This window comes from Phytobacter cepae (genome assembly GCF_054165735.1).
Window position 1 is genome coordinate 1,459,412 of record NZ_CM135107.1, and the last position, 19,252, is coordinate 1,478,663.

Consider the following 19,252-nt stretch of genomic DNA (forward strand, 5'->3'; position numbering starts at 1 on the left):
ACTTGAATGCTACACTCTTAACAGAATTGTGTGACCTGCAATCACTTTTACCGCCCGTCCATCGCAGTCTGCCCTTCTATCGTTTCTGCCTATCAGAGAAATCAAGATAACCTACGCTTAATGAACTTGATAATCATTCTCATTTTGATAGCATGAAACATAGCAAAGGCTATATTAGAGGCAAATAAATGAGCAATAGTCGCGTTGAGAACAGCAGTGGGCGTACAGCGCGCAAATTAAGGTTCGCATTGATGGGACCGGCGTTCATTGCGGCGATTGGCTATATCGATCCGGGTAATTTTGCCACCAACATCCAGGCCGGGGCCAGCTTTGGCTATCAACTGCTGTGGGTGGTTGTCTGGGCAAACCTGATGGCTATGCTTATCCAACTGCTTTCTGCCAAACTGGGCATTGCCACCGGAAAAAACCTTGCTGAGCAAATTCGCGATCACTACCCGCGTCCCCTGGTGTGGTTTTACTGGGTACAGGCGGAAATTATCGCCATGGCCACCGATCTCGCGGAGTTTATCGGGGCAGCCATTGGTTTTAAGTTAATTCTCGGCGTCTCCTTGCTGCAAGGCGCGGTGCTGACCGGGATTGCGACTTTCCTTATTTTGATGCTGCAGCGTCGCGGCCAGAAGCCCCTTGAGAAAGTGATTGGTGGATTACTGCTGTTCGTGGCAGCGGCCTATATTGTTGAACTGATTTTCTCACAGCCTGCGGTAGCGCCTCTGCTGAAGGGCATTGTTATCCCAAGCCTGTCCGGAACGGAAGCGGTCTTCCTGGCAGCCGGTGTGCTGGGGGCGACTATCATGCCGCACGTCATTTATCTGCACTCTTCCCTGACGCAGAATCTGCATGATGGCACTCGTCGTGAGCGCTACTCGGCAACCAAGTGGGATGTCGGCATTGCAATGACCATCGCCGGTTTTGTGAATCTGGCTATGATGGCGACCGCAGCGGCAGCGTTTCATTTTAACGGTCATAAGGGTGTGGCCGATCTCGATCAGGCCTATTTGACCCTCGAACCCCTGCTAAGCCATTCGGCGGCGACCATCTTTGGCCTGAGTCTGGTCGCAGCCGGGCTGTCATCAACGGTAGTCGGGACGCTGGCAGGGCAGGTGGTGATGCAAGGGTTTGTGCGCTTCCACATCCCCTTGTGGGTACGCCGCACGATTACGATGATGCCATCATTTGTGGTCATTCTGATGGGCCTCGACCCAACCCGTATTCTGGTAATGAGCCAGGTTCTGCTGAGTTTTGGTATTGCGCTGGCGCTGGTGCCGTTGCTGAAGTTCACCAGCAACCCGACACTGATGGGCGAACTGGTTAATACGCCCTGGGTTAGACGCACGGGCTGGTTGATTGTGATGCTGGTGATTGTGCTGAACGGCTGGTTACTGATAGGAACCCTGTTTGGACTCTAGCGGTCAGGCATAAAAAAAGGAGCGACAGCGCTCCTTTTTTGTTAACACTTTTTTCGTTAATGGTGATGACCGTGCCCATGGCCACGACCTGGGCCACGGCCCGGACCACGGTGGTCATCACGATCGCGCCAGCCTTCACGGTAACCGCGCTCGTAGGCGTTGCGTTTGTCCCAACCGCGATGATACCCGCGATCATGCGGACGCCAGCGGTTATCACGCCATTCATAATGGCGGCCCCAGTAATCCCGGTCACGCCAGCGGCCGCCGTCCCAGTAGTTACCGTAATTATCACGATCGCCTATCTGAAGCTTAATAGAGGGCAGCAGCGTGATTTCGCCCGCAGTGGCTACGTTGGTGACCAGGGGTGCAAAAACCGTTAATGCAGCTGCAAGAATAAGTGACCTGAACATAGCTTTCTCCTTCACGAACCGGTCTGTTGCAGCAATATTATGTAACGATTCACTCCGTATCTTCGGCACAACTCCTAAATCCGGGGTGGTAGCACTTTTTGCTAAAATACCGTTAGGGGGCAGTTCCCAGAATGGCGTCAATGGCGTCACATTCCGCAGTGCTGAACTGGCGGTTAGCCATTGCTCCTGCCGCATCATCAAGCTGACTGATTTTGCTTGCCCCGATCAGTACCGAGGTCACTCTGTCACCGCGCAGCACCCATGCCAGTGCCATCTGCGACAGCTTCTGTCCGCGTTTTTCAGCGATGTGGTTCAGCTGACGGACTTTCTCAAGCTTCTCTTCGGTAAGTTGGTCAGGATTGAGGAAGCGGCTGCCGCTGGCTGCGCGAGAATCAGCCGGAATGCCGTTCAGATAGCGATCGGTCAACTGCCCACCTGCCAACGGCGAAAACGCAATGCTGCCGACCCCTTTTTCAGTGAGCAGATCCAGCAGATCCTCTTCAACCCAACGCTCAAACATCGAATATTTAGGCTGGTGAATCAGGCAGGGGGTACCGAGATCGTTGAGGATCTCAATGGCCTGACGCGCAAGATCGGCCGGATAATTAGATAAACCAACGTACAGTGCTTTACCCTGACGTACGACGCTTTCCAACGCGCGCATGGTTTCCAGTAACGGCGTTTCGGGATCCGGACGATGGTGATAGAAGATATCAACATACTCCAGCCCCATACGCTTGAGGCTTTGATCGAGGCTGGAAATCAAATACTTGCGTGACCCCCAGTCGCCATAGGGGCCGTCCCACATGGTATAACCGGCCTTACTGGAGATAATCAGCTCGTCACGATACGGCAGAAAATCTTCCTGTAACAGGCGGCCAAAGTTGCGCTCTGCTGAACCGGGCGGTGGACCGTAGTTGTTGGCAAGGTCGAAATGGGTGATGCCCAGATCAAATGCATGCCTTAGCAACTGGCGGCTGGTTTCAATCAGCGTGGCATCGCCGAAGTTATGCCATAACCCCAGCGACACCGCCGGAAGCTTTAACCCACTGTCGCCACAACGGCGATACTCCATACGCTGGTAACGCGTTTCACTGGCCTGATAACTCATCGCGAAGCCCTTAGGTTGTCGGTGTATACGTTTACACTAAAGAGTGTCTGAGCTTACACCAGCTTCCCGTTCACCGCGCATCTGGACGTAAAAATTTCGGCCTGGCGCACCTATTTTTTGCGTGGCGCAATCATGATGGGTTTACCCGCCAGCAACAGCCATGCAGGCAGCATCACGATACAGAGCAAGGGAAGTAAAGAGGTATCGGGCACCACGGCAGCGGCCATAAACAGGCTGAGCCAGGCATCACGCGTTACAACCAGCACGATGCCAAGAATGGCACAAGAGACGGTGATCGCCGCCGGAACCGCTTCCACATGTTCATGCAGCATCAGCCCTAATGCCACACCCACGAATACCGCCGGGAAAATGCGTCCGCCTCTGAACTCACTGGCTGCGGCAATGACCAGCGCCGCCAGCTTAACCACGGCAAACAGCAGGTAATCGGTGACCGTAAAGGTTTGAGAGAAGGCCATCTGCTGCATTTCATCCAGTCCTTTAAACAGGGTGATATTGCCGCCAATCACCCCCAAAATCCCCAACGCGAAGCCGCCAATACCCAAGGCCAGTACCGGACTTTTAATGCGCTGCATCAGCTGGTGCAAACGCGGCATGCACCAGACCGCCACCATGCCCAGTGCAATAGCGATGGCGCAGACCACGGCGCCGCTTAAAATATCCACCACATGCAGCTGCGGATAATGGGCAACGGGCAGGGCGAAGTGCGGATGGAAAAAGACGCTGGTGGTCAGTGCGCCCGCCGCTGCCGCCATTAAGGGGGCGAAAAGTTTGTCCCACAGCGGCACGTCATTGCTGGCGTTCAGCGTTTGAGAAAAGATAAGCGCAGCCGCAACAGGGGTACCAAACAGCGCGCCGATGGTGCCAGCAGAGGCCAGAATGGTCCAGTCAAGCGGCGCGACCCGGGGGAATATTTTCCCGCCCAGCGCCACGGCAAGCGCAATATTAAGCACCATGATCGGATGTTCAGGGCCAAGGCTGACGCCTCCGGCAAGACCCAGAATCAGCGCTGCCACAAGCCCCGGTAGTGCAGACACATTGACCGGCGCACCAATCAAGGGTTCGCTGGCAGGGTCCGGCCCACCGTGCCCCGTGCTGTAGCGAATGACCAGGCCAACAGCAATGCCGGTCAGCGTCAGCATGAACACCACCCACAAGGGCGACTCGGGGGTAAACCCCATGCGATAAGGCAGGTTCTGCCAGAGCAGACTTTGCAGCACGGAGGCGACTTTCATCACCAGCAGCAAGACCAGGCTTGATGCGACGCCAATCGCCAGGGCGGGGAGAGCCAGCAACAGCATTGTTCTGGCGCGCGGATGGAGCATGCTCATTTCCTTTTAACGGGTTTACGCCCGCACTTTACACCTGACAAGCGCAGGGTGAATGCAAACGCATCTGAAATCGTGACGTTAATCTGTGATGCAGATCGATAATCACGGGGCACTCATGCTATGGTCATTGTTGTTACAGCGCCTTGAATTTACAGTGTGCCAAAGATTTATTCTGACTTTAGCGGAGCCGTAAAAGAATGACAAAATATGCTTTAGTAGGGGACGTGGGCGGCACCAATGCGCGACTCGCGTTGTGCGATGTCGACAGCGGCGAGATTTCACAGGCCAAAACCTATTCTGGCCTGGATTACCCGAGCCTCGAGGCAGTGGTACGCGTGTACCTGGATGAGCATAACGTCACGGTCGAAGATGGCTGCATTGCCATTGCTTGCCCCATCACCGGCGACTGGGTAGCGATGACCAACCACACCTGGGCATTCTCTATCGAAGAGATGAAAACCCACCTGGGTTTCGCTCATCTGGAAATCATCAACGACTTCACCGCTGTTTCCATGGCGATTCCGATGCTCAATAAAGATCATCTGATTCAGTTTGGTGGGGGGGATGCGGTGGAAGGCAAACCGATCGCCGTCTACGGCGCGGGCACCGGGCTGGGTGTTGCGCATCTGGTGCATGTTGATAAACGCTGGGTCAGTCTGCCGGGCGAAGGCGGCCACGTCGACTTCGCGCCAAACAGTGAAGAAGAGGGCATCATCCTTGAAGAGTTACGGGCAGAAATCGGCCACGTTTCCGCCGAGCGCGTGCTCTCAGGCCCTGGCCTGATTAATCTCTACCGGGCGATAGTAAAATCGGATGGCCGACTGCCGGAAAATCTGCAGCCGAAAGACATCACCGAACGCGCACTGGCCGACAGTTGTACTGACTGCCGCCGCGCGCTGTCGCTCTTCTGCGTCATTATGGGACGATTTGGGGGCAACCTGGCCTTGACGCTGGGCACCTTCGGTGGCGTCTATATCGCCGGTGGTATTGTGCCGCGTTTCCTCGACTTCTTTACCGCCTCCGGCTTCCGTGGCGGCTTTGAAGACAAAGGGCGCTTTAAAGCCTACGTGCAGGACATTCCCGTTTATCTGATTGTCCATGACAACCCTGGCCTGCTGGGTGCCGGCGCGCACCTGCGTCAAACCCTGGGCTACTATCTCTAAAGATGCATTAACTGCCTGAACTCTTTGACTTTGCTGCGGCTGACGGGCACCTGGAAATCCAGGTCCCGTAGCCGCACGATATAGGTGTTATTAAACCAGGGTTCAATTTCGCGAATTTTATCCAGATTCACGCAGTACGAACGGTGACAACGGAAGAAGTGCGCGGCGGGCAGTTTGCTGCAAAACTCCGTGATGTTCATTGGCATCACGAAGGACTCCCGCTTCGTATAGACAAACGTCATCTTTTCGTGGGCTTCCGCGTAATAGATATCGTGAATACTCGTCACGATAATGCGCTCATCTTTGACCAGATTGATGGTCAAATTTTCACGCGGCACCGGGTTGCTGGCGGCACCGGTTTGTTGCTGCCAGGCGGTTTCCAGCTTTTGCAGCATGCTGATGATCCGTGACTCCTGGTAGGGCTTGAGGATGTAATCAAACGCCTCCAGCTCAAAAGCCTCCACCGCATGTTCTTTCCACGCGGTAATGAACACGATAAAGGGCTTATGAGCGAACTGACTGATGTTCTGCGCCAGCAGAACGCCATCCAGGGAGGGGATATTGATATCCAGAAACAGGGCGTCCACTTTATTGTGTTGCAGGTACTTCAGCACATCCAGCCCGTCATCAAATGTGCCGACAATCTCCATCTGGCTATGCTCTTTTATCAGCCAGCTAAGCTCCTGCTGAGCCAGTATTTCATCTTCAACAATGATGACTTTCATTCATTAATCTCTTAGGGCAACAGGGTCGCAGACACCGCGGCGGGTGAAGCATGCATCGGGACATAGAAGGCAATTTCCGTGCCTTGCGTCAGACGTTTGATATGCAAGCCTTCGCCATATAACAACTTCACGCGCTGGTGGACGTTCAGCAGGCCGATTTTGTTGCCTGGCATCTCGTTAGCCTCTACGCGCGCAATCATCTCAGGTGAAATACCGTTGCCGGTATCGCGGACGGCGATGCGTACCCGGTGGCCACACTCTGCGATGCTAATGGTCACTACCCCTTTGCCCTTGCAGGGTTGAATACCATGGACAATGGCATTTTCCACCAACGGCTGAATCAACAGGCTGGGAATGACGCAACTGACCTCTTCATCAATATCATAAATCACGGTGAGCTTATCGCCGAAACGCGCCTGCTCAATCGCAATATAGTCCTTAATTTGATAGAGCTCTTTCTTAATATCGATCTGCTCATCGTCTTTTAATTCAATGTTATAGCGCAGATAGCGGGATAAATTATAAATAAGCTGCCGGGCGGTGTCCGGATTAAGGCGAATAGACGAGGAGATGGCATTCAGGGCATTAAACAAAAAATGGGGATTAATTTTACTTTGTAGCGCCCGCAGCTCCGCTTTATTGGCCATTTCACGCAACTGTTCAGCGCGGGAAACTTCAAGCTGGGTGGAAATAATTTGCGATAAGCCCACCGCCATTTCCTGCAAGGAGGAGGTAATCTGGTGCGCATGGCAGTAATAAATTTTCAGCGTGCCTGTCACCACGCCCTGCTCCCATAAGGGAATCACCAGCATGGAGTGAATTTCCGGCGTGCGATGAGCCTCGTCATTGTTTTTAATGATGATTTCACCGCTATCAATCGCCTGCCTGGTGGTGGGGCTAATAATATCGTCATTGTCATGATAATTATCTTCACCTACGCCGACATACACCAGAACATGATCCACATTGGTGATGGCCACGGCATCCGCGTCGATATCCCGACGGATGATATCGCAGACCTTACGCAGCGACTCATTATTCACATTGCGAAACAGCGGTAGCGTTTTGTTAGCAATATCCAGCGCCAGTTTGGCTTGTCGTCCGGCAATGGCCTCTTTTTCGCCTTCCACACTCTGCACCAGCAGAACAATAAACCCAATGCATACGCTGCCGAGGATCATCGGGACACCGATTTTTGACACGATATCCAGGCCCAGCGCGGTTGTCGGTGCCCATACCACAACCAGCGTCATGGTCAGCGTTTCGCACACCATCCCGGCAATAATCCCCACCCGCCAGTGCTGCGCTTTGGGAATTTTGCGGTTAATCCAGCCAGAGAGGATACCGGCAATGATGCTGGTGATTAAGCAGGGCACGGCGGTGACGCCGCCAATATCAATCAAGTAGCGATGGATCCCGGCGATGATGCCCGTAATGATGCCTACCCAGGGGCCGAATAAAATCCCTCCGGCCATCACGGCAATAATACGGACGTTGACCAGTGAGCCTTCAACCGGTACGCCGGACCAGGTACTGAACAGCGCAAACAGGGAAAAAATGGCCGTGACGGCGAGTAATTCTTTCGGCGTATGGGCAGTTTTATGCAGCAGTTCGCGAAACAGGCGGATGCGAATCAAGAAGAAGAGACAGATCAGCATCAACGCTGCGCGATCGAACACCGCCAGCAGCATGTTGAATATTTCGTGCACGGGAAACTCATGTAAAAAGCGTGAAAAAGCTATGATAAAAAACATCAGTGCAGATGACCAGTTAAGTACGCCACTCATTCAATGAGGAAAAACCCTTTTCTTAAAAGGGGATTGAGGCACGTCAGGAGGTTTTAGGCCTGTAAGTAAAAATGACATCTCTCAAGGGTAATCTTCTTGATATCAAAATGTTAAATAATATTGGTGTCTTTGGGGATAAGGTACGTTCAAGGTAATATCTAAAAATTATTTGTTCCTCTTTTGTTCAACGAAATTATTTTTTGATTAGCTCTCGACAGCGGCTTTTTTTTCAGGCTATTTTCATAAGACGCCACCATCGTGGCAGCGTCGCTCGGACGGTCCGGGCGCTAACGTTATTCTGAGGAATCTATGGCTGAATTCAGTCCTGAACGTCGTTTCACGCGTATCGATCGTCTCCCCCCTTACGTTTTTAACATCACTGCTGAACTGAAAATGGCTGCGCGTCGGCGCGGCGAAGATATTATCGATTTCAGTATGGGCAACCCTGATGGCGCCACTCCGCCGCATATCGTGGAAAAACTCTGCACCGTTGCCCAGCGCCCGGATACCCATGGTTATTCCACTTCGCGCGGTATTCCGCGTTTGCGTCGGGCGATTTCACGCTGGTATCAGGACCGTTATGACGTTGAGATCGACCCGGAATCGGAAGCGATTGTGACCATTGGTTCTAAAGAGGGCCTGGCACATTTGATGCTGGCAACCCTGGATCACGGCGATACCGTGCTGGTGCCAAACCCCAGCTACCCGATCCACATTTACGGTGCAGTCATCGCGGGTGCCCAGGTGCGCTCTGTTCCGCTGGTGGAAGGCGTCGACTTCTTTAATGAGCTGGAACGCGCGATTCGCGAAAGTTACCCGAAACCGAAAATGATGATCCTCGGCTTCCCGTCGAACCCGACCGCCCAGTGTGTCGAGCTTGAATTTTTCGAAAAAGTGGTAGCGCTGGCAAAACGTTACGACGTGCTGGTGGTTCACGACCTGGCCTATGCCGATATTGTTTATGACGGCTGGAAAGCCCCGTCGATCATGCAGGTGCCGGGTGCGCGCGACGTCGCGGTAGAGTTCTTTACCCTGTCAAAGAGTTACAACATGGCAGGCTGGCGTATCGGCTTTATGGTCGGCAACAAAACGCTGGTGAATGCGCTGGCGCGGATCAAAAGCTACCACGATTATGGAACCTTTACCCCGTTACAGGTGGCGGCCATTGCGGCTCTTGAAGGCGATCAGCAATGCGTCCGTGATATTGCCGAGCAATATAAACGTCGTCGTGATGTATTGGTGAAAGGTCTGCATGAAGCTGGCTGGATGGTTGAAATGCCAAAAGCCTCTATGTACGTCTGGGCGAAAATCCCGGAACAATACGCCGCGATGGGGTCATTAGAGTTTGCCAAAAAGATGCTGCAGGACGCGAAAGTCTGCGTTTCTCCGGGCATCGGCTTTGGGGATTACGGTGATACGCACGTCCGTTTTGCGCTGATCGAGAACCGCGATCGCATCCGCCAGGCGGTGAGGGGAATTAAAGCCATGTTCCGTGCCGATGGTCTTCTCCCGTCCTCTGCGAAACCGGCTGTGGAAGATACCGACCCGGCATAATCACGCGCCGCAAACGCAAATAAGAACAGGAGCCGATGGGCTCCTGTTTTTTTATATTGATTGTTCGTTGCTCAGATCATCAGGGCGAATGTGCCGGCCCACACAATGACCATTACCGAAATGCCCATAAAGAAATATTTCACGCTTCATCGCTCCGCATACCTCAGGTATGCATTCATGACCAGATCAGGACTGAGTATAGAGAGGTGAAACTGCTCCAAAGTGAAAATGAGAATTATCTCTCTTTGGCCGCAGCGCCATCTCAGAATTTGTGGTGTGTATCACACCAAACGCGGCTAATGTACGCTTAAAAAAGGAGGCTTACAAGAGGCTTTTTTTCAAATACTTTCCGTTACTTACGGAGTGTCGGGCTTTGGCGACACTTTGATTTCGTGGGGTAATAAATGCCGGTTCGGCGACGCGTTGTAACCTCTTTGAAACCTGATTTTTGTGCTTTGATTAGTAAGGTTATTTCGTGATCAATCGCACATTTATGCACGCTTGCTGCTGCCGCTTGTGTGGGCTGTTTCATTAAAAGTGGGCTGAAATTTTTTTTCTGCCACACCTGACTTCCCGCGAAAACAGCGTGAGTTTGCGGTACACCTGGCCGTCAGCGGGCTGAGGAATTCCCATAAAGTAATACGAGCACGGATAGTTCCCTCTCCCTTGAGGGAGAGGGTTAGGGTGAGGGGGAAAATGCAGCTCTGATGGTCATTCCGTTCACCTTATGTTCCTTGCTTTTCTATCGCTCCAGAACCCGTGAACGTGCCAGGGTGGCTCACCGCCACCACCCTGGCGACCCGGGCTCCCGGCCAGGAAAATCGCCGCTGGCGCGGTCCACTTAGCTTCTCCTTCAGGCTTATCGGGGACGGGCGAAGGTAACGTCCATGTAAAGTCGCCCTCGCCGCGCATCCCTGCGCGTCGCCCCGGCCTTACGGATACGCTTCGTCGATTTTCAGCCGGACCCTGTCATCGCTTTAACTGTTGTGTTCTCATCGCGCAATGTTATCGCTGTAAAATGTAATATTACCGGGGATTCCTCAGGTCAACGGGGGCCAAAGCGTGGGTCCAGCGGCAGAGTCAGCATTCGCTCACCGTTTACCGTCATCGCCTGCCAGCCGTTGCCGGGTTGATCCTGTCTGAAAATCGGCATTCCCTGCGCGGCCAGGTGGGTAATGAGAGAGTCAAACTCCGCTTCATTCACCGGACGGGGCTGCCAGAACGTCTGCTGATTATCGGTGAAAATGGGCAGCAACTGGATTTGGGGGGCGTCAGTGCCGAGCCGCAGGCGGACAACAAAACCGTAAGCAGGCACACCCCGCGCCTGGTACTCCCCATTGCTGTTGAACACCCCATTACCGATGCTGTAAACCACCAGACTTTGCCCCATCCGAACAGCGTCGCCAGCCATATGAGGCCCGGAGCCGATAATCAGATCGGCCCCGGCCTGGGTGAGCCGTTTAGCCAGCGCGCGCTGCCCGGCGGTCGTCCAGCGATAATCCAGACCCCAGTGAGCGAGAACGAGGGTGGTGGCGGGGTTTTCGCTCGCCTTCTCCTCCCGCAGTTGCTGTAGCAACCCTCCGCTAAGACAGGCGACACCAGCGCGACGTGGCCGGGCATAAAAGGCGCACTGTTCCATATACGGTCGATACCAGTAGGCGCTGTAGATTTTGAACGTTCGGCTGCCCAGCGTAAGTATCAGAGGGGCTTCTGCCTGACGGGCATTCAACCCGGCCCCGACGCAGAGAATATCGCTTTCCTGAAAGGCTGCCAGCGTACTCTTCAGACCCGGCAGGCCGGCATCCATTGCGTGATTATTGCCGAGCGCCACCGCATGAATACCCTGTTTTTTCAGGGCAGCAACGGAGGCGGTAGGGGATCCGGTCAGACAGAAAGGTTTGCGGCCTTCGAGGCTGGCGCGGGTGTCGGTGGTCAGTGCCGCTTCGAAGTTGGCAAGCGTAAAATCACTGCCCGCAAGCAATGGAGCAAGCGCCGCGAAGCTATGGTCGTAACCGTAGCGTTGCAGAGCATCTTCTATGCCACGCGCCTGGCGTCGTTGGCTGTACCACTCGCCAAAATAGGTATCCCCCAGCAGCGTGACCGTCGCGTCAGGTTCAGGAAGCGTGATTGCCGCCGGGGCACTGGCGAGGGCAGGCTGAGCCTCATCGACCTCAGTGAGCAAGGCATCCAGCAGATAGTCGAGATGGAAGGCGTCGTCTGCCCCAGCGGCGCAGGCCAGCCACAGGTCGCCCCTGAACCACTGCAGCGCGAACCCCCAGTTTCTGGCGCTGAACTGACCCCATGCGCTACCGTCGGCCTGAAGATTGCCCGTTTTACGGTACAGGCGTTCGCCAATTATCGCTTCGTGTTCAGCGAACCACGCCAGCAGATGCGGGTAACGCAGGTGGAAGTGACGCATGAGCCTGGCAATATCCGCAAGCGTGGTCCGTTGCCCTGGTCGTGCGCGCCCGGAGACGTTATTGATGTGCGTCTGCGTCATCGCAAGTTGGGCCGTCAGGCTGCGTAATCGGCTGAGGGCTTTGGCACTGCTGCCGGCCAGCGACTCAGCCAGGTTAATGGCGGCATCGCAGGCGTTATGCATCAGCATCCCCTGCAGCAACGACTTCAGGGAAAAAGTACGCCCCGTTGCCAGGTCAAGCGCCGGGTTGCCCTTGAGAATGTCCGCAGAAATCTGCCGTACGGCGATGGGCGTCTCCAGGGTGACTTTTTGACGGACCAGCCGTTCGGCGAAGCAGCAGACCAGTAATAACTGGCTGAGGTAATGTGGCGCAAAAGGTGTCTCTGCCGCTTCCGCCAGCCGCTGCTCATCGGTGGTGAGGTTAATTAACAAACGCGCCGTTTTCGCATCAGGGCGAGCGGTGAGGGGGGAAAGCCGGGATTTAAGCCGGCCTGCGACCTCGTGAAAATCGGAATGTCGCGCACTGCCTTTGACCAGCACAACATCCCCTGCGCGCAGGCACGGAATGGCCGCTTCCACCAGCGACGGAGCGGTCAGAAAATGGCCGCCTTCGACGGAGGGCGGAAGGGCATCACGTAACGCCGTCATCTCTTCGCCGTGCAGGAACACATGCTGGCAGCCTGTCTCCAGCAAGGGCGCCGCGAGGGAGCGATGGATAGCCTCGCTTTGCTCACCGAGATTGACAATGCGTCCGAGCAGCGCAACAACGCGTCCCCCCGTGCTCCTGGCCCGTTGTGCCGCCACGTCAAAGGCATTAAGCATCGACAGGTATTCGGCGTTATAACTGTCATCTATTAGCGTTACGACGCCCCCGCCAGAGAGGGTCAGCGTGGAGAAATTCATATGCTGAGCGTCACCGCGATACGCCTCCAGGCCGCCGATGGTTTGCGTCAGGCTCACGCCCAGCAGATCGGCGGCAATCAGCGCCGCCACCGCGTTTAGCGCGCCGCCTTTACCCGCCACCGCAAGCCGAAAGCGCACCCTCTGCCCGCGAAGTGTCACCGTCATCAGGCTGCCATCATCTTCCGGCGTGAATTCGGTGATACGGACATCCGATGCCGCGTTGAAACCATAGCTGATGATACGTGCGCCATCCCGCGCGACGCGCAGGGCAACGGTGTCATACTCGGCCATATCCCGGTTGAGAATGGCGAAACCGCCTGGGATCAGGCCATGGCTGATGCGCGACTTGAAACGCGCGACGTCATGTAATGAGGAGACATTCTTCCCGACCTGCGTCATACCGATTTCGGTAATGATCACGATATGCGGCTTAATGCGTGGTCCCACGCCGCCGTTACGCATCCATAAAGCGGAGATTGCGACCTCCATCACTACCGCTTCGGGGTCATACACCGCGCGTGCCAGCGTCACCGAGGCCCCCGTGCGGGTGTTATGGTTCCCTCGGCTTACCACCACCGGCATGGCCTGTGTGAGGATAGCCTCCAGCATCTCTTTGGTAGAGGTTTTCCCCACCGTCCCGGTTATCGCCACCAGTTTGCCGTTCAGGCGCCGACGTGCCTCTTCCGCCAGGATATGGAGCGCCTGATAGCTGTCGCCAACCACCAACTGCGGGAAATCGGCGGGTAAATCGGCCAGTTTTCGCTGAACAATCGCCCCACAGTAACGGGTCGCATGTCGTCCCAGCTCATGGTGGGTATCATGCCAGCCCGCATACATACCGGTATTGCCTGAGCCCCGGTGCCAGGTGTCAGCATCAATAGCAACAAACAGGCAGGGAGAGGGAAATACCGTCTTGTCGTGCACGATGGCGATGTCCGCCGCATGCCAGTCGGCAGGCGGCGGATTATGCCATTCGCTATCAGGGAGCAAGCGAGCAAGTTCGGCAGCCGTCCAGCCCGTTATGCGCTGCGGGTCAAGCCGGGAAGCAGTCGGTTTCTGGCTCATGGTATCTCCCTGATATTAATTGATGGGGTGAGGATGTGGGCACAAGGCAACGGCCTTAACCCCGGCGTTATCTTGCAAATTGTGATATTCCGGTGCCACCGCGGGCCGTTCGAGAAGCGTGACCCGATGGCCCTGTTGACGCAGGGCATCGGCATAACGTTTCTGCAAGTCGAAGGGGGTGTTACTGTCCTGCGGGTTGCCGATCACCAGAATCAAGCGGGCGGGATCGGCCGCCACACCGTCGATGTGGTCCAGCGGGTCCCACGGATTGGCAAGACCCGTTCCGTCCAGCTTGGGCGCGGAGGCTTCGCCATGCTGCTTGCGCATGCGTTCGGCCCGCTCCAGTAAACCCCACGCGCCTGAGGTCAGAATGGCGCAGTCTATATCTCGTCGCCCGAAGGCGAGCAGGGCGGAAGCGGCAGTTGCGCCACCGCTGTGCCCGCTGAGGATAAAATGGCGCAGCGCGTAGCGCGTTTTGATGGCGTCCAGCGCGGCGTTAAGGGCGAGAAACTCTTCCTGCTGGCGGCGACGGTAATGGTTGCCGCTGGAGCCGTAGGTGCCAGGGCGGGCGATAATCACCGTTGGTATACCGCTCTGGCGCAGGATGGCCTGCGCCTGGCTGCGCTGCGCACTCGCGGTATTGGCCGGGATGCTCTGAGGTGGACGCTTGATAAGCGATACCCGGTCGCCTTTCAGGATCACCAGCACCTGTGCTGCGCCATATAAATTGCCGGCGCTGAAATAGCGAATGCAGGCCCTGCCGCCCGCGTACTGCACCCAGACGGCATCGTCACCCACCGGGCAGTTTTGTGCGTGGGCTGCCTGATTCCAAAGCAGCGGCGTTTCGGCATGCGCAAAGACGTGGAGCAGTAATAAAAATAAGAGTGTACAACCTCGCTTCACAGCGTCGCCTCGGGGAAAGATATAGATCTACAGAATACACAAGCAACCATTCATAATGTTATTATGATTAAAGGATTTTTCTGACTGGCAATACCCGGGTGCAATTAAGGAGTCACATGTCACTCAGTCACTTACTTGCGCAAACCCGCCCGGTTACCGAAACGCTGGAAAGTGCGGCAAAACCGCCTCTTTGCCCGGCCTGGATCATTTTCTTTAGTGTCTCCGACAGCAAAAGTCGCGCCCACGTGGTACAGGGTTGCGGCAAGACCTTCGATCTTGCCTGGCAGCAAGGAACACAGGCGTTACAGCAGTGGCGTAAAAAAAGCAGCATAGACCCCGTTTGGCTGCGGATTGATGTGGTCGATAAGGTCGATACGCTGCGCTGGAAGGATCTGGAAACCCGCCTCGGCAAAACCAAACGCAACTATTTCCGTTTCGGTCTGAGCCTCGATCCCGCTTTTCGCTACGCCATGCTGGAGCAGGAAATTGCCGCCAATGCGCTGCTCTATAACGGCGATGTCGGAGTTGCCACGCCGAACGCCAAAAATCTTGCCTATTTTTCACGCCGCCGCTTCGGTGCGGTAGTGGAGTGGCCCGCTCAACCGGACCAGTCCGTCTGGCGTTTCACCACCCGCGCGCTGTTCTGCGATGGAACCCAGGTGCTGACCATTGAGTCGGAAGGGCGCAACAGCGGGTATCGGCAGTTACCCGAGTGGCAGGCCATGGCGCTTGAGCCGATGATTACCTCGTCGACGGATTATCTGGCGCGTCAGGTTACCCCTTCGGGACGTTACCATTACGGTTGGTTCCCCTGTTTTGATCGGCCGATCCCGACCTACAACGCCTTGCGCCATGCCAGCTCGACCTATGCGCTGCTCGAAGGCTGGGAGGTCACGCAAAACCCGGCGCACTTCGCAGCAATCGAGCGGGCACTGGCGTCACTGTGTACCACCTTCATTCGCACCTACACATTGCCTGACGGCACCGACGCCGATTTCCTGGTCGACACCGGCGATGAAATCAAGCTCGGCGGCAACGCGGTGTGCATTCTGGCGATGGCGAAATATACCGAGCTGACCGACGATCGCCGCTATCTTGAACCGATGGCGCGACTGGCCCGGGGGATCGGTTTTATGCAGGATCCGCAGAGCGGCGGGTTTGTGCATGTGCTGAACGCCGGCGATCTGTCATTGAAAGCCGCGCACCGTATCATCTATTACGATGGCGAAGCAGCTTTTGCGCTGATGCGGCTTTACGGTCTGACGCACGCGCCGCAATGGCTGGCGATGGTGGAACGGGCCATGGACTATTTCATCGAGCAAAAACACTGGCAGGCCCATGACCACTGGCTCAGCTACTGCGTGAATGAGCTGACGCTATACCGACCCGAAGTGCGTTATTTCCAGTTCGGGCTTGATAACGTGCGCGATCACCTTGCCTTCGTGCAGGAACGCCTCACCACGTATCCGACGCTGCTGGAACTGATGATGGCGGCATCGCGCATGATTGAGCGGCTGGCTGACTCACCGCTTCATTACCTGCTGGAAGGCTTCGATATGACGGTGTTCAATCAGGCGCTGGAGACCCGTGCCCGTTACCTGGCAAACGGCTTTTTCTGGCCTGAGCTGGCAATGTTTTTCAAAAATCCGCCGCGCATTCTGGGCAGCTTTTTCATCCGTCACCATAGCTACCGCGTGAGGATCGACGACGTTGAGCATTACCTTTCGGGCTATGTTGCATACCGAAAGCGCTGGAACGGATGCGTTGACGCATGAGCCGGCGACGTTGCTCCGCTTCCGTTTATGCGACGTATCGGCGCGGGCTGTCGTTATGGCTGGTCATCCTGCTGATCCTCTCTCCTGGACTCGGCGCCGGATGGGATTTCAATGCCATCACCGCCCGTACCGAAAAGCTGTATGGTCCGGCAACGCCTGCTGCCAGACAACGGATCGATGAGTGGGTGGCCTTGCTCAGGAACCCGCCTCCAGCGTCCATCGAGGATAAATTGAATCTGGTGAACCGGTTTTTTAACGCCAGAATGGCGTTTAAGGATGATATTGTCGTCTGGAAACAGCAGGACTACTGGGCAACACCAATCGAATTTTTACGTAAAGGCGCAGGGGACTGCGAAGATTTTGCGCTGGCGAAATATTTCACCCTGCGCGAAATGGGCGTTCCCGCTAACCAGTTGCGCATTACCTACGTTAAAGCACTGCAATTAAATCAGGCGCATATGGTCGTGACCTGGTATGCCACACCAGATGCAATTCCACTGGTGTTGGACAACCTCAAAACGGCTATCTTGCCTGCTACCCAGCGGCCAGACCTGCTCCCGGTTTATGCCTTTAATGGCGAAGGGCTGTGGCTGCCGCAAACGGGGGGAAATAAACGCGTGGGTGACAGCAAACGCCTCTCCCGCTGGCAGGATCTTCTCACCAAAATGCGTGCAGAAGGATTTGTAATTAATGAATAGGATGTGGACATGTCTCTTTATAAGCAGCTACTGATCGGCATCTGTTTATTTACGCTCGTCATTTTTTGCGGCAATTTTTTCGTGACCCTCGAAAGCTCGCGCGATCAGTACCGTAATCAGCTCAGCGCCCATGCCCAGGATGCAGCGACTGCGTTGGGGCTGTCGTTGACCACCAATATTGATGACCCGACGATGACCGAATTAATGGTGAATTCCATTTTTGATAGCGGTTATTTCTACCGTATTCGGGTCGTCGACATTCACACCAATAAAGCGCTGATAGAGCGTAGCGATATTCCGCAGAGTGCCCGTGTACCGCAGTGGTTTGTCCGCCTGGTGAACCTTAGCCCGGGAGAAGGGGATGCCATCGTGATGCGCGGCTGGACCCAGGTTGCCCGCGTTGAAGTGGTTAGCCATCCGATGTTTGCGCTGGCGCGCCTGTGGGACAGCATGGTTGCCAGCTTTTTGTGGCTGACGGGCTGTAGCCTGCTGTGCGTCCTTTTGTTGACGTTGCTGCTGCGTCGCCTCCTTAATCCGCTGAACTATATCGTTGGCCAGGCGATGGCGATTTGCCGTCGCGAGTTCCTTAACGTTCCGGCATTGCCAAAAACGCCGGAACTGCGCCGGGTGGTCGAAGCCACTAATCTGATGGTTAACCAGCTTAAAGTTCTGTTCAGTGAGCAAGCCCAGCGCAGCGAGTCGTTACGTCAGGAGGCCTACCATGACAGCCTGACGGGGCTGAACAACCGCCGTGCCTTTGATATGCAGTTGCAGTCACGCCTGAGTGATGAAGAGAATGCGTCAGGCCACCTGATGCTGCTAAGAGTTCAGGATCTAATGGGCATGAACCAGCGTCTTGGCGGGGCGAAAACCGATCGGTTGCTCTCTGCCGTCGCGAATATCCTGACCGGCCTGCAAAGTCACTACTTCCATAATGAAGCCTTTCTGGCCCGCGTACGCGGTGGGGAATTTGCCATTATTGCGCCGCAGATCCTGTCGCAGGAGTTGGAAAACCTGAGCAATACGCTGAGTACTCAACTGAAAGCGCTGTCGGAAACAGGCATGAGCGATGTCAGCCCGGTCGCCCATTTTTCTATTGTTCCTTTCCAGGTGGGCGATAAACCGCAGACCGTGCTGATGCAGGCGGACCAGGCGCTGGCGATGGCGGAAACGGAGATGCGCGTTTTTGCCAGCCAGGAGACCGCTTCTGCCAGCGAAAGCGAAGAAGATCATCACAGCTGGTATACCCGTCTGGACAATGTGCTGACTCAGGGTGCCTTCGAACTCTTCTCTCAGCCGGTGTACCAGTGTAATAACGCGCATGTTGTTCTGCACCATAAGATCCTCGCCCGCATCAGGAGTGAAAGCGGAGAGCTGGTACCGGCTGGGCGCTTTATGCCATGGATCCACCGCCTCGATCTGAGCCGCCGGATGGACATCGTGATGCTGCAACAAACGCTGCGTGAAATGGAAAAATCCACCCGGCCGATGGCGCTGAGTATCAGTGGGGCAAGCGTAGCCGACGATCGGAGCCTGCATGCGCTGTTACAACCTCTGCGAAACGCCCCCCAGCTGGCGTCCCGTCTGACGCTGGAGTTGGATGAAAATGAGCTCCCCGACGCCGAGCGCGTCAATATTCTGGTCAGCCGCCTTAAAGAATTGGGCTGCCGTCTTGGTATCCAGCATTTTGGCGGCCGCTTCCACCTTATCGGGAATTTACCGCAATGGGGCCTTGCGTGGATTAAAGTTGACGGCAGTTATATTCGTAATATTGATAGCGAAGAAGATAAAAAACTGTTTATTGAGGCCATCTATTGGGCAACGCGGCAAATTAATTTGCCCTTGATCGCCGAGCGTGTGGAAACGGCGGGTGAATTGGCCGTTCTGGAAAAAATTGGTTTGCACGGTGCAATGGGCCGCTATTTTGCGGATGCCAGTACGCTGGTTGGCAATTAACCTCTCC

14 protein-coding genes are annotated in these 19,252 nt (G+C 55.3%); 6 read left to right on the forward strand and 8 right to left on the reverse strand.

Features of this window, described 5'->3' with window-relative positions:
• Positions 1–188: 188 nt before the first annotated feature.
• Entirely contained in the window at positions 189–1,427 is a 1,239-nt protein-coding gene (locus tag ACUY4Q_RS06810) for an Nramp family divalent metal transporter (protein WP_458046294.1), read from the forward strand.
• Between the two features lie 56 nt (positions 1,428–1,483).
• On the opposite strand, the gene ACUY4Q_RS06815 is transcribed toward ACUY4Q_RS06810, so the two are convergent.
• From ACUY4Q_RS06815 to ACUY4Q_RS06825, 3 genes are all read right to left on the reverse strand, one after another.
• A complete protein-coding gene (locus tag ACUY4Q_RS06815; protein ID WP_458046295.1) occupies positions 1,484–1,837 on the reverse strand; it encodes a DUF2502 domain-containing protein in 354 nt (117 codons plus the stop codon).
• Positions 1,838–1,949: 112 nt separating this feature from the next.
• On the reverse strand, positions 1,950–2,948 hold the full coding sequence (mgrA, locus tag ACUY4Q_RS06820; RefSeq protein WP_458046296.1) for an L-glyceraldehyde 3-phosphate reductase: 999 nt from the start codon (positions 2,946–2,948) through the stop codon (positions 1,950–1,952).
• A 110-nt stretch (positions 2,949–3,058) separates the two neighbouring features.
• A complete protein-coding gene (locus ACUY4Q_RS06825; protein ID WP_458046297.1) occupies positions 3,059–4,291 on the reverse strand; it encodes an ion channel protein in 1,233 nt (410 codons plus the stop codon).
• A gap of 203 nt (positions 4,292–4,494) precedes the next feature.
• Between ACUY4Q_RS06825 and glk the strand changes: the two genes are divergently transcribed.
• On the forward strand, positions 4,495–5,460 hold the full coding sequence (gene glk, locus ACUY4Q_RS06830; RefSeq protein ID WP_458046298.1) for a glucokinase: 966 nt from the start codon (positions 4,495–4,497) through the stop codon (positions 5,458–5,460).
• Here glk and ACUY4Q_RS06835 read toward each other — a convergent pair.
• Together ACUY4Q_RS06835 and ACUY4Q_RS06840 are read right to left on the reverse strand one after the other, a co-directional pair.
• Positions 5,457–6,185, reverse strand: a complete 729-nt coding sequence (locus tag ACUY4Q_RS06835) for a LytR/AlgR family response regulator transcription factor (protein ID WP_458046299.1) — start codon at positions 6,183–6,185, stop codon at positions 5,457–5,459. The genes glk and ACUY4Q_RS06835 overlap by 4 nt on opposite strands.
• Before the next feature lie 11 nt (positions 6,186–6,196).
• Positions 6,197–7,894: a LytS/YhcK type 5TM receptor domain-containing protein gene (locus tag ACUY4Q_RS06840; protein ID WP_458046300.1), complete on the reverse strand. Its 1,698-nt coding sequence runs from the start codon at positions 7,892–7,894 to the stop codon at positions 6,197–6,199.
• Between the two features lie 387 nt (positions 7,895–8,281).
• Between ACUY4Q_RS06840 and alaC the strand changes: the two genes are divergently transcribed.
• On the forward strand, positions 8,282–9,526 hold the full coding sequence (alaC, locus tag ACUY4Q_RS06845; RefSeq protein WP_458046301.1) for an alanine transaminase: 1,245 nt from the start codon (positions 8,282–8,284) through the stop codon (positions 9,524–9,526).
• Positions 9,527–9,597: 71 nt separating this feature from the next.
• Here the strand turns inward: alaC and ypdK are convergent, their stop codons facing one another.
• From ypdK to ACUY4Q_RS06860, 3 genes are all read right to left on the reverse strand, one after another.
• Positions 9,598–9,669, reverse strand: coding sequence for a membrane protein YpdK (gene ypdK / locus ACUY4Q_RS06850; protein ID WP_099458783.1), 72 nt, complete (start codon positions 9,667–9,669; stop codon positions 9,598–9,600).
• A gap of 902 nt (positions 9,670–10,571) precedes the next feature.
• On the reverse strand, positions 10,572–13,913 hold the full coding sequence (locus ACUY4Q_RS06855; protein ID WP_458046302.1) for a CapA family protein: 3,342 nt from the start codon (positions 13,911–13,913) through the stop codon (positions 10,572–10,574).
• Positions 13,914–13,928: 15 nt separating this feature from the next.
• Positions 13,929–14,816, reverse strand: a complete 888-nt coding sequence (locus ACUY4Q_RS06860) for an alpha/beta hydrolase family protein (protein WP_458046303.1) — start codon at positions 14,814–14,816, stop codon at positions 13,929–13,931.
• Positions 14,817–14,932: 116 nt separating this feature from the next.
• On the opposite strand from ACUY4Q_RS06860, the gene ACUY4Q_RS06865 reads away from it, so the two are divergent.
• Genes ACUY4Q_RS06865 through lapD form a run of 3 tightly spaced genes read left to right on the forward strand, consistent with a single transcriptional unit; the run spans position 14,933 to position 19,245 of the window.
• A complete protein-coding gene (locus tag ACUY4Q_RS06865; protein WP_458046304.1) occupies positions 14,933–16,591 on the forward strand; it encodes a Mur ligase in 1,659 nt (552 codons plus the stop codon).
• A complete protein-coding gene (gene lapG, locus ACUY4Q_RS06870) occupies positions 16,588–17,289 on the forward strand; it encodes a cysteine protease LapG (protein ID WP_458046305.1) in 702 nt (233 codons plus the stop codon). The genes ACUY4Q_RS06865 and lapG overlap by 4 nt, the downstream gene beginning before the upstream one ends.
• A 9-nt stretch (positions 17,290–17,298) precedes the next feature.
• Positions 17,299–19,245 carry a cyclic di-GMP receptor LapD gene (lapD, locus tag ACUY4Q_RS06875; RefSeq protein WP_458046306.1) on the forward strand — a complete coding sequence of 649 codons (1,947 nt, stop codon included), beginning with the start codon at positions 17,299–17,301 and terminating at the stop codon, positions 19,243–19,245.
• The last annotated feature ends 7 nt before the right edge of the window (positions 19,246–19,252 follow it).